Origin of the sequence: Streptomyces panaciradicis (genome assembly GCF_023516615.1) — a bacterium.
GTDB classification, from domain to species: domain Bacteria; phylum Actinomycetota; class Actinomycetes; order Streptomycetales; family Streptomycetaceae; genus Streptomyces; species Streptomyces panaciradicis.
The window spans coordinates 1-10,573 of record NZ_JAMGBF010000244.1; the positions used below are offsets into that span (position 1 = coordinate 1).

A 10,573-nucleotide genomic window follows, 5' to 3' on the forward strand; every position below is an offset into this window, starting at 1 on the left:
GCCGGCCCGGCGCGGGCAGGTCGATCCGCACCGGACGGTGCGGGAACTGCTGCGGCGCGGCGGGGAACCGGCCCGGCTGCGGCGGCACGCGCGCGCCGAGCGGCCCCGGCGGGTCGTCCTGCTCGTGGACGTCAGCGGTTCGATGGCGCCGTACGCGGACGCGCTGCTGCGCTTCGCGCACGCGGCGGCCCGCGGCGCCCCGACGGAGGTCTTCACGATCGGCACCCGGCTGACCCGGGTGACCCGCGAACTCTCCCACCGGGACCCCGACCTGGCGATGACGGCGCTCGCGGCGGCCGTCCCCGACTGGCGCGGCGGCACCCGGCTCGGGGAGCTGCTGCGCGAGTTCCTCGACCGGTGGGGGCAGCGGGGCATGGCGCGCGGGGCGGTCGTGGTGATCCTGTCGGACGGGTGGGAGCGCGGCGATCCGGAGCTGCTGGGCGTCCAGATGCGCCGCCTGCACCGGCTGACGCACCGGGTGATCTGGGCCAACCCCCGCAAGGCGCGGCCCGGTTACGCGCCGCTGGCGGCCGGGATGGCGGCGGCGCTGCCGAGTGTGGACGCGTTCGTCGAGGGGCACAGCCTGGCGGCGCTGGAGCGGCTGGCCGCGGTGGTGCGTGGGGACGCGGCGGCGGACCTCGTGGAAGGAGCGGATCGTGCGTGACATCCTCCCGGCGCTCGCCGACTGGTACACGTCCGGCCATCCGTTCGGGCTCGCGACGGTCGTCGCGGTCAGCCGCAGCGCGCCGCGCGACCCCGGCGCGGCGATGGCGGTCGGGCCGGGCGACGAGGCCTTGGGCAGCGTCTCCGGGGGCTGCGTGGAGGGCGCGGTCTTCGAGCTCGCCAAGGAGGTCATGGAGAGCGGTGAGCCCCGGCTGGAGACCTTCGGGTACAGCGACGAGGACGCGTTCGCCGTCGGGCTCACCTGCGGCGGCGAGATCACCCTGCTGGTGCGTCCCGTCACCAGGGAGACCGACCCGGCGTTCGCGGCCGTCGCCGAGTCGGTCGCGGCGGGCCGGCCGGTGACCGTGGCGACGGTGACGGACGGCCCCGCCCCCGTCGGGGCCACCCTCGCCGTCTGGCCCGAGGAGGTCTCCGGCACCCTGGGCTCCACCGGCCTGGACGTGGCCGTCACCGCCGACGCGCGCGGCGAACTCGCCCTGGGGGCAACAGGGTTGCGGCACTACGGCCCGCACGGCGAACGCCGCGAGGACGCGGTCACCGTGTTCCTGCACTCCTTCGCCCCTCCCCCGCGCATGCTCGTCTTCGGCGCCATCGACTACGCGGCCGCGGTCGCCCGCATCGGCGGCTTCCTCGGCTACCGGGTCACGGTGTGCGACGCCCGCCCGGTCTTCGCCACCCCCAAACGCTTCCCGGACGCCGTCGAGGTGGTCGTCGACTGGCCGCACCGCTACCTGAGCGGCACCGACACCGACGAGCGCACGGTGATCTGCGTGCTCACCCACGACCCCAAGTTCGACGTGCCGCTGCTGGAGGAGGCGCTGCGCCGGCCGGCCGCCTACATCGGGGCGATGGGCAGTCGCCGTACGCACGACGACCGCATGAAGCGCCTGGTCGAGTCCGGGCTCACCGAGTCCGAACTCTCCCGGCTGCGCTCCCCCGTCGGCCTCGACCTGGGCGCCCGCACGCCCGAGGAGGTCGCCGTGTCCGTCGCCGCCGAGATCGTCGCGCTGCGCTGGGGCGGCAGCGGCGCCCCGCTGACGGTCACCGGGGGGACGATCCACCCGTCGACGTAACGCCCACTGGAGGAAGTCATGGAACTGCACCACGAGTTCACCGTGCCGGTCCCGGTCGACGACGCCTGGCGGACGCTCCTGGACGTCGAGCGGATCGCACCGTGCATGCCGGGGGCCAGCGTCGAGGAGTACGACGGCAAGACCGTCACCGGCTCGGTGAAGGTGAAGGTGGGCCCGATCACCGTGACGTACAAGGGCACGGCCGTCTTCGAGGAGCAGGACGACTGCGCGCACCGCATGGTGCTGATCGCCAGCGGCCGGGAGACGCGCGGGCAGGGCACCGCCCGGGCCACGGTCACCAGCACCCTGGCCGAGCGCGACGGCGGCACGGCCGTGTCGGTGCGCACCGACCTGACGGTGACCGGGCGTCCGGCGCAGTTCGGGCGCGGGGTGATGTCGGAGGTGGGCGACCGGATCATCGGCCAGTTCGCCGAGTGTCTGTCCCAGCGGCTGGGCGAACCGGCGGCACCGCAGCCGGTGGTGCGGGAGGAGCCGGAGGAGACCGAACCGCTCGACCTGTTCCGCACGGCGGGGGTGCCGGTGGCCAAGCGGGCGGCGGTGGGCGTCGCGGCGGCCCTGGTGGTGGCGGTGGTGTACGCCGGTCTGCGGCGCCGGAGGGGACACTGAGACACCGGCCCGGCCCGGCCTCCTCGGCTCCCGGCGAAAAAGTGTGAAAAGCGCCCGAATGGGGTATGCGGCAACAACGAGGCAGGACTGCCTCACCACAGTGCCTCTGTGGGAAGGAGGTCCGTGAAAGCGCACACTCGAAGCACCGGGCCGCTTGCCGCAACTGCAGCGGCCCGGACCCATGCGTCACGCCGACCGGATCACCCCTCGGCCCGGCACGCCTGACGGGGAGCAGCGCACCCGGCGGCACGGCCGGCGCGAGCACCGCGGCCGCCGCGCAGAGGCCCGCGGCGCCGGGCCTACACCAGGGCGACGGCCACGATGGGCACGTTCAGCGGGAAGACGGACCGCCGGCCGACCACGTCGACCAGATTCTTCGGTAGCAGCCGGGTCTGACAGTCCCCCGGACCGGGCGGGACCGTCGGCTGTGCCGGGTGCCCCGGGCCCGCTTCCGTGAACCGGCGGCTAGCGCGGGGGCAGCCGGTGCAGCAGTACGTCCGTCAGCCGCCCGTCCTCGACGCCGGCGGTCATGTACGTGCAGTGCGGCTGGCGTCGGCGGTCGGTGGGCGAGCCGGGGTTGAGCAGGCGCAGGCCGCCGGGGGCCGTGGTGTCCCACGGGATGTGGCTGTGCCCGAAGACCAGGACGTCGAGGTCCGGGAAACGGGCGGCGCAGCGCGCCTCACGGCCCTGGGCGGCTCCCGTCTCGTGCACGACGCCGAACCGCAGCCCGCCGATCTCCACGCGGGCGACCTCGGGCAGCCGGGCGCGCAGGTCGGGACCGTCGTTGTTGCCGTGGACGCCGACGAGCCTGCGGCACCGGCTCTCCAGGAGGTCGAGGGTCGCGGTGTCGACCCAGTCCCCGGCGTGCAGGACGACGTCGGCGCGCGGGAGTTCGGCGAGGAGCGGCGCGGGCAGTTCCCTGGCCCGCTTGGGCAGGTGGGTGTCGGCAATCAGGAGCAGGCGCACACGGCCAGGCTACGACCTCCGGATCTTCAGGTGAGACTGAACAGTTTAAACTGATCAGCCTGAACTGGACAGTCGAAACTGAAGAAATTAGTGTGGGCCGCATGAACGCAGCGACGCCCGGCCCCTCCGGCGGCATCACCGGCTCCGCCGCGCGGGCCGCACGCGATCTGCGGGTCGTCCTCAGCCGGCTGCGGCGGCGGATCCGGGAGGTCGCGGAGGACGACGAGCTCACCCCGTCGCAGGTCTCCGCGCTCACCCTGGTCGCCAAGCACGGCGCCGCCACGGCGAGCGCGCTGGCCACCGCGGAGGGCGTACGGCCGCAGTCGATGGCCACCACGCTCGCCGCCCTGGACCGGCACGGCCTGATCCGCCGCAGTCCCGATCCCGCCGACGGCCGCCGCCAGCTCGTGACCCTCACCGAGGACGGGCACCGGCGCGTCGAGGGCGACCGGCAGGCGCGCGAGGAGTGGCTGGCCCGCGCGCTGCAGGACCGCTTCACCGAGGGCGAGCGGCAGACGCTCCTGGAGGGACTGGCCCTGCTGGAGCGGCTCACGCAGCCGTGACGTCTGCGCCCTTCCCGGCCCCGCCGCGGCGTTCCACTCCCCCCTCACCGATGAAAGGCCCGACGTCATGACCGTCACCGCCCTCGACCCGCGCACCGCCCTCGTCGTGATCGACCTCCAGACCGGCATCGTCGGCGCGCCCACCCAGCCGTACACCGGCGCCGAGGTCGTCACCCGGTCGGCTCAACTCGCCGACGCGTTCCGCGCCCGCGGCCTGCCCGTGGTCCTGGTGCGGGTCTCCTTCGCCGCCGACGGCGCCGACGCGGTCCCCGGCCGGACCGAGACACCCCGGCCCGGCGGCGCCCTGCCCGAGGGCTGGGACGAAATCGTCGGCGAACTCTCCGGCCACGACGGCGACATCACCGTCACCAAGCACAACTGGGGCGCCTTCCACGGCACCGACCTCGACGTCCAGCTGCGCCGCCGCGGAGTCACCCAGATCGTGCTCACCGGCATCGCCACCAGCATCGGCGTGGAGTCGACGGCACGCGCCGCGTACGAGCACGGCTACCACGTCACCCTCGCCACCGACGCGATGAGCGACCGGTCCGCCGAGGCCCACGCGAACAGCGTCGAGCGGATCTTCCCGCGGCTGGGCGAGACCGGCACCACCGCCGAGATCCTGGAACTGCTCGCCAAGACGCACGACTGACCGGCCGGCGGCGGCACTTGCACGGGCGGGGCGCAGTGGGGCGAAGCACCCGGCCGGGTTAGCATCTGGCCACCGCATGAACACATACGGCAAGCGAACCGAGGGGGCTCGGAAGCCCGATGCCGGTCAAGGTCAGCGTCATCGTCCCGGTGTACAACCCGGGGCCCTACATCGAGGGCTGCATCGCCTCGCTGCTCGAGCAGTCCCTGCCGCCCGACGAGTACGAGGCCGTCTTCGTCGACGACGGCTCCACCGACGGCACCCCGGCCCGGCTCGACGAGCTCGCCGCCAAGGATCCCCGGGTCCGCGTGATCCACCAGGAGAACTCCGGCTGGTCCGGCAAGCCGCGCAACGTCGGCATCGAGGCCGCCAGAGGCGAGTACGTCATGTTCGTCGACAACGACGACAGCCTCGGCACCGAGGCCCTGGAGCGGATGTACGGCTACGGGAAGGCCAACGGCGCGGACGTCGTCGTCGGCAAGATGGCCGGCCGTGGCCGCTCGGTGCCGGTGGAGCTGTTCCGCCGCAACCGGCCGCGGGCCTCCGTGGAGGACGCCCCGCTCATCGACAGCCTCACCCCGCACAAGATGTTCCGCAAGGCGTTCCTCGACGAGACCGGCCTGCGCTTCCCGGAGGGCAGACGGCGCCTGGAGGACCACGTCTTCGTGGTCGAGGCCTATCTGCGCGCCGCCAACGTCTCCGTGATCGGCGACTACGTCTGCTACTACCACATCCGCCGCGACGACGCGTCCAACGCCGGCATCCAGCAGTTCGAGCCCGTCGGCTACTTCAAGAACCTGCGCGAGGCCCTCGACGTCGTCGAGCGGTACACCGAGCCGGGCCCGGTCCGCGACTCCCTGCACCGCCGCTGGCTGCGGGTGGAGATGGTGGAGCGGCTGCGCGGCAGGCGCTTCCTGAGGCTGGCGGACGACTACCGGCGCAAGTTGTTCGAGGAGATCCACCTCATCACCACCGAGCGCTTCGGCCCCGGTGTGGCGGCGGGTCTGCAGCCCACCCAGCAGGTGGTCGCCGCGCTGGTCGCGGCCCACCGGTACGACGACGTCGTGGCCTTCGCCGAGTGGGAGGCCGGCCTCTCGCTGCGCGCGCTGCCCGGCGAGATCGAGTGGCGCGAGGGCGCGCTGCGCGTGGAGATCGCCGCGGAGTTCACGGCGGGCGGCGCGCCGCTGACGTTTCCCGGCGGCGGGGTCCGCGCCCCGCTGGACGGCCCGCCGCCGAACATCGCGGAGGCGGTGGCCTGGGTGGGCTCCGACGTGGTCGCCCGGTTCGGCAAGGCCGCCGTGGACCTGCTGGTACGCGAGCGGTCCACCGCCGCCCAGTACTTCCAGCCGGTCGAGGTCACCCGGGAGATCGTGCCCGTCGGGGACAGTGGGAACGTCCGGCTGGTGCTGCGGGCCACGGCGACCGTGGACCCGGCGGCCGCGGTGGACGGCGGGCCGCTGCGCGCGGGCCTGTGGGACACCTACGCCCGGGTCAGGATGGGCGGCTGGAGCAAGGAGGCACGGATCGGCCCGGGCCCGCGCAAGGCACGTGCCGCCGCCTCAGCCGCCGTCGTCGGCGGGCATGTGGTGCTGCCGTACTGGACGGACCAGCACGACAACCTCTCCCTGGACGTCGACCGCGCGAACAAGCGCCTCGGCCTGGACCGCCTCGACCCCGAGACGGTCACCGTCTCCGGCGACCGGGTGCGCGTGCCGCTGCCGCTGCACGTCCCCGTCGACAGTCCCGTGCTGGTGCGGCTGACCTCGCAGGGCCGGTCGGTGGACACACCGGGCACGCTCGCCCCGGCCGGGGAGGGTGCCGTGCTCGAGGCGTCCCTGCCCGTGGGCGAACTGGGCGGCGGGGCCTGGCGGACCGCGCTGTGCCCGGCACCCGACGACGCCGACGCGCGGTCCCTGCCGCTGCCGCTCACCCTGCGGGCGGCGGGCGGCTCGGTCACGGTGGTCCGCACCCCGCGGCCCTCGGCCGTGGGGCGGCTGGCCCGCAGGGCGCGCCGTGCGCTCGCCGCGGTCCTCGGACGGCGCACGGCATCGGCTTCCAAGGCTCGAAAGGCGTGACAGCGTGCGATCACTGGGTATAGAAGGCGCCTGGGCGCTCGAACCGAAGATCTTCCACGACGAGCGGGGCAACTTCCACGAGTGGTACCGCGGAGCCGAGTTCCGCGAGGCCACCGGGTACGACCTGCCGCTGCGGCAGGCCAACCTCTCGGTCTCCCGCTGGGGCGTGGTGCGCGGCGTGCACTTCGCGGACACGCCGCCCGGGCAGGCCAAGTACCTCACCTGTGTGCGCGGGGCCGTCCTGGACGTGGTGGTCGACCTGCGCGTCGGCTCGCCGACGTTCGCGCAGTGGGAGGCGGTGCGCCTCGACGACGACACCCGGCACGCCGTGTTCATCGCGGAGGGGCTCGGCCACGCCTTCATGGCCCTGACCGACGACGCGACCGTGGTGTACCTGACGTCGGAGGGCTACGCGCCCCAGCGGGAGCACGCCGTGCACGCCCTCGACCCGGATCTGGGCATCACCTGGCCCGAGGGCATCCGTCCGGTGCTCTCCCCGAAGGACGAGCAGGCTCCGTCGCTGGCAGAGGCCCGGGAGACCGGGCTGCTGCCGTCGTACGAAGCCTGCACCGCCTACTACGAGGAGCTGCGCGGCCGCGCGGTCAGCGACTGACGGCGAGCGGCTGCAGCGCGGACCTGAGCGGCTCCCAGCCCCGGGAGCGGCTGAGGCCGCGGTTGCGGGCGCGGACCAGCGGCCGCCAGAAGTCGGCCTCCAGCAGGGTCTCCGGCGTGACCGCCTTGACCCGCTCCAGGACCGACTCGGGCACCTTCTGCGGGTCGGGCACGTCGAACTCGGCCATGATGTCGTCGTACTTGTCCTTCAGCACGGTGTTCTTCGGGTCGGCGCCGAAGACGACGAGCTGACCGGTGGGCTGGGTGTCCACCAGGACCGTCACCAGGTCCGGGCGGTAGCGGCCCAGAATCTCGATGATCTTGTAGACGTCGCCGGTCCAGGCCGTGGTGTGCCGGTCGCGGGCCGCCTCGTCGATGCTGCGGGGCAGCATGTCGTCGAAGACGATCACGCTGGACCAGTCGGAGTGCTTCTCGATGTTGATGAAGTCCCGCAGCGCGTACTCGAACAGGTGCATGCCGTCGATGAACGACAGGTCGAGCGTGGTGCGCCGCCAGTGGCCCAGCGGGCTGCGGCCCCGGCGCAGGTTGCGCAGCGGGTGGCGGCCGCCCTTGAGGTGCGCGAGGGGGTTGTCGCGGGCGAAGAAGTCGTCGCTGGTGGCCTTCACCAGGTGGACGTCGCACTTGATCTCCGTGACCACCTTGAAGGCCGGGTCGACGGCGATGCTGGGCACGCGCGACAGCTTCAGGCTGCGGCCGTCGTTGACTCCGATCTCCAGGTAGTTGCGGTTGGCGGTGGCCTTGTGCAGGCCCCGCAGGAACTCGTGGCGTTTCACGAAGGGGACTCCTTGCGGATCAGTGGCAGTGCCTCGTGCAGGGCGGCGCGCCAGTCGCGCAGCGGCGGCAGGCCCAGCTGCCGCCAGCGGTCGTGGCCGAGAACGCTGTACGCGGGCCGGGGCGCCGGGCGGGGGAAGGCCCCGCTGCCGACCGGCCGCACCCGGGCGGGGTCGGCGCCGAGGCCGCGGAAGACCTCGCGGGCCAGTTCGCACCAGGTGGCCTCGCCGGAGCTGGTGGCGTGCAGGACGCCGCCGGCGCCCCGGCCCACGTGCGGGCCGAGGTCGGCGACGCGTGCGGCGACGTCCGCGCTCCAGGTGGGCTGCCCGCGCTGGTCGTCGACGACGTCGAGGGTGTCGCGGCGGGACTCCAGGTCGATCATCGTGCGGACGAAACTACGCCCGTGGACCCCGTAGAGCCAAGCGGTTCGCACGATCGCGCTCGCTGCGGGGAGCTCCTCGGTCACGGCCCGCTCGCCGGCCAGCTTGGTGCGGCCGTAGGCGGTGCGTGGACCCGTGGGGTGGTCCTCCGGGTAGGGGGTGCCGGCGTCGCCGGCGAAGACGTAGTCGGTGGAGACGTGGATCAGCCGGGCGCCGAAGGCCGCGCAGGCGCGGGCGAGGTTGCGGGGGCCGTCGCCGTTGACGGCGAGGGCCCGTTCCTCGTCGGTCTCCGCGTCGTCGACGGCCGTGTACGCGGCGCAGTTGACGACCAGGTCGGGGCGGTGCCCGGCCAGCGCCGCCTCGACCGCGTCGGGCCGGGTGATGTCCAGAGCCGCGCGGTCGAGGCCGGTGACGTCCTCGCCGCGCCGGGCCAGTTCCTCGACGGTGTCCCGGCCGAGCATGCCGCCGGCACCCGTGACCAGCCACTTCATGCCGACCGCCGCTTCAGGGGCTCCCACCAGGAGCGGTGGTCGCGGTACCAGGCGATCGTCTCGGCGAGGCCGGTGGTGAAGTCGTGGCGGGGGCGGTAGCCGAGCTCCTCGCGGGCCTTGCTCCAGTCGACCGAGTAGCGCAGGTCGTGGCCCTTGCGGTCCTCGACGTGCTCCACCATGTCCCAGTCGGCCCCGCAGGCCTCCAGCAGCAGACCGGTGAGTTCCTTGTTGCTCAGCTCGGTGCCGCCGCCGATGTTGTAGACCTCGCCGGGGCGGCCCTTGGTGCGCACCAGGTCGACGCCGAGGCAGTGGTCCTCGACGTGCAGCCAGTCGCGGACGTTGAGGCCCTCGCCGTAGAGCGGGACCTTCCTGCCGTCCAGGAGGTTGGTCACGAACAGCGGGATGACCTTCTCGGGGTACTGGTGCGGGCCGTAGTTGTTCGAGCAGCGGGTGACGCGGACGTCCAGGCCGTGGGTGCGGTGGTAGGCGAGGGCGAGCAGGTCGGAGGATGCCTTGGAGGCGGAGTAGGGCGAGTTGGGCCGCAGCGGGTGGTCCTCGGGCCAGGAGCCCTGCTCGATGGAGCCGTAGACCTCGTCGGTGGAGATGTGCACGAAGGGACCCACCCGGTGGCGCAGCGCCGCGTCCAGCAGGGTCTGGGTGCCGACGACGTTGGTGAGGACGAAGTCGGTGGCGCCGCTGATCGAGCGGTCCACGTGCGACTCGGCCGCGAAGTGCACCACCTGGTCGGCCTCGGCGACCAGTTTGTCGACGAGTTCGGCGTCACGGATGTCGCCCTGCACGAACTCCAGCCGCGGATGGTCGAGTTCGAGGTTGTCGAGGTTGCCGGCGTAGGTGAGTTTGTCCAGCACGGTGATCCGGGGCGCGTCGGGCGCTCCGGGGGCCAGCAGCATGCGGACGTAGGCGGAGCCGATGAATCCGGCGGCGCCGGTGACGAGGAGATTCATGTATGGATCTGCACCTTGCTGTGATCGCCGAGGACGAGACGGTGGGCGCTGGGGACACTGGGGGCGGGTGTCACCTCGACGTGCCGGCCGATGAGGGAGTTCTCGATGCGGCCCACGCCGAGGATGGAGGAGTCGCGCAGGACGATGGAGAACTCCAGCTCGCTGTCGGTGATCCGGCAGTTCTCCGCGACGGAGGTGAAGGGACCGACGTAGGAGTCCTCGACGACGGTGCCGGCGCCGATCACGACGGGCCCCACGATCCGTGAGCGCTCCACGCGTGCGCCCTCCTCGATCACGACGCGCCCTATCGTCTCGGACTCCTCGTCGACCTCGCCGTCGATACGGCGGTCGAGGCCCTCCAGGACGGTCCGGTTGACCTCGAGCATGTCGACGACGTTCCCGGTGTCCTTCCAGTAGCCCTTGATGACCGTGCAGCGGACGTCGGCACGGGCGTCGATGAGGTGCTGGATGGCGTGGGTGATCTCCAGTTCGCCCCGCCAGGACGGGCGGATGGCCCGGACCGCCTCGTGGATGAGCGGCGTGAACAGGTAGACGCCGACGAGGGCGAAGTCGCTCTTGGGGTGTTCGGGCTTCTCTTCCAGGCCGACGACCTGCCCGGAGGCGTCGAGTTCGGCGACACCGAAGGAGCGGGGATCGGCCACCTGGGTGAGCAGGATCTGGGCGTCGGGGCGG

At 73.0% G+C, this 10,573-nt stretch carries 12 protein-coding genes; 7 read left to right on the plus strand and 5 right to left on the minus strand.

All coding sequences use genetic code 11. The features are described 5' to 3' along the window. The 3 genes from M8J74_RS42595 to M8J74_RS42605 form a co-directional block, all read left to right on the plus strand. Positions 1 to 664 (plus strand): vWA domain-containing protein (locus M8J74_RS42595; protein WP_249841530.1); only part of this gene is annotated, 664 nt, incomplete at its 5' end. After that, positions 657 to 1,757 (plus strand): XdhC family protein, encoded by a 1,101-nt coding sequence (locus tag M8J74_RS42600; protein ID WP_249841531.1) that lies wholly within the window; start codon positions 657 to 659, stop codon positions 1,755 to 1,757. The genes M8J74_RS42595 and M8J74_RS42600, both read left to right, overlap by 8 nt. An 18-nt stretch (positions 1,758 to 1,775) precedes the next feature. Then, a complete protein-coding gene (locus tag M8J74_RS42605; RefSeq protein WP_249841532.1) occupies positions 1,776 to 2,384 on the plus strand; it encodes an SRPBCC family protein in 609 nt (202 codons plus the stop codon). A 465-nt stretch (positions 2,385 to 2,849) separates the two neighbouring features. On the opposite strand, the gene M8J74_RS42610 is transcribed toward M8J74_RS42605, so the two are convergent. Next, positions 2,850 to 3,350, minus strand: coding sequence for a metallophosphoesterase family protein (locus M8J74_RS42610; protein WP_249841533.1), 501 nt, complete (start codon positions 3,348 to 3,350; stop codon positions 2,850 to 2,852). 101 nt (positions 3,351 to 3,451) lie between these two features. Here M8J74_RS42610 and M8J74_RS42615 point away from each other — a divergent pair, with 101 nt between their 5' ends. The 4 genes from M8J74_RS42615 to rfbC all read left to right on the plus strand — a co-directional run bounded on the left by M8J74_RS42615 (position 3,452) and on the right by rfbC (position 7,253). After that, positions 3,452 to 3,913, plus strand: coding sequence for a MarR family winged helix-turn-helix transcriptional regulator (locus M8J74_RS42615; protein ID WP_249841534.1), 462 nt, complete (start codon positions 3,452 to 3,454; stop codon positions 3,911 to 3,913). Positions 3,914 to 3,980: 67 nt separating this feature from the next. Continuing rightward, complete coding sequence (locus M8J74_RS42620) at positions 3,981 to 4,565, plus strand: hydrolase (RefSeq protein WP_249841535.1); 585 nt, start codon at positions 3,981 to 3,983, stop codon at positions 4,563 to 4,565. A 119-nt stretch (positions 4,566 to 4,684) separates the two neighbouring features. Next, the gene (locus tag M8J74_RS42625; protein WP_249841536.1) at positions 4,685 to 6,640 is read left to right on the plus strand and encodes a glycosyltransferase family 2 protein; all 1,956 of its coding nucleotides are present in this window, start codon (positions 4,685 to 4,687) and stop codon (positions 6,638 to 6,640) included. Between the two features lie 4 nt (positions 6,641 to 6,644). After that, positions 6,645 to 7,253 carry a dTDP-4-dehydrorhamnose 3,5-epimerase gene (gene rfbC, locus M8J74_RS42630; protein ID WP_249841537.1) on the plus strand — a complete coding sequence of 203 codons (609 nt, stop codon included), beginning with the start codon at positions 6,645 to 6,647 and terminating at the stop codon, positions 7,251 to 7,253. Here the strand turns inward: rfbC and M8J74_RS42635 are convergent. The 4 genes from M8J74_RS42635 to M8J74_RS42650 form a co-directional block, all read right to left on the minus strand. Beyond that, positions 7,243 to 8,046, minus strand: coding sequence for a class I SAM-dependent methyltransferase (locus tag M8J74_RS42635; RefSeq protein ID WP_249841538.1), 804 nt, complete (start codon positions 8,044 to 8,046; stop codon positions 7,243 to 7,245). The two genes, rfbC and M8J74_RS42635, sit on opposite strands and share 11 nt — an antisense overlap. Further along, on the minus strand, positions 8,043 to 8,915 hold the full coding sequence (rfbD, locus tag M8J74_RS42640; protein WP_249841539.1) for a dTDP-4-dehydrorhamnose reductase: 873 nt from the start codon (positions 8,913 to 8,915) through the stop codon (positions 8,043 to 8,045). The genes M8J74_RS42635 and rfbD overlap by 4 nt, the downstream gene beginning before the upstream one ends. After that, on the minus strand, positions 8,912 to 9,880 hold the full coding sequence (rfbB, locus tag M8J74_RS42645) for a dTDP-glucose 4,6-dehydratase (protein WP_249841540.1): 969 nt from the start codon (positions 9,878 to 9,880) through the stop codon (positions 8,912 to 8,914). The genes rfbD and rfbB overlap by 4 nt, the downstream gene beginning before the upstream one ends. Further along, positions 9,877 to 10,573, minus strand: a 697-nt coding sequence (locus tag M8J74_RS42650; RefSeq protein ID WP_249841541.1) for a sugar phosphate nucleotidyltransferase, incomplete at its 5' end; no start/stop codon positions are given. The genes M8J74_RS42650 and rfbB, both read right to left, overlap by 4 nt.

Bases quoted from the DNA above. Each gene is read 5' to 3' on its own strand.
- M8J74_RS42625 (WP_249841536.1), top strand. From the start codon at position 4,685: ATGCCGGTCAAGGTCAGCGTCATCGTCCCGGTGTACAACCCGGGGCCC.
- M8J74_RS42605 (WP_249841532.1), top strand. From the start codon at position 1,776: ATGGAACTGCACCACGAGTTCACCGTGCCGGTCCCGGTCGACGACGCC.
- rfbB (WP_249841540.1), bottom strand. From the start codon at position 9,880: ATGAATCTCCTCGTCACCGGCGCCGCCGGATTCATCGGCTCCGCCTAC.
- rfbD (WP_249841539.1), bottom strand. From the start codon at position 8,915: ATGAAGTGGCTGGTCACGGGTGCCGGCGGCATGCTCGGCCGGGACACC.
- M8J74_RS42615 (WP_249841534.1), top strand. From the start codon at position 3,452: ATGAACGCAGCGACGCCCGGCCCCTCCGGCGGCATCACCGGCTCCGCC.
- M8J74_RS42620 (WP_249841535.1), top strand. From the start codon at position 3,981: ATGACCGTCACCGCCCTCGACCCGCGCACCGCCCTCGTCGTGATCGAC.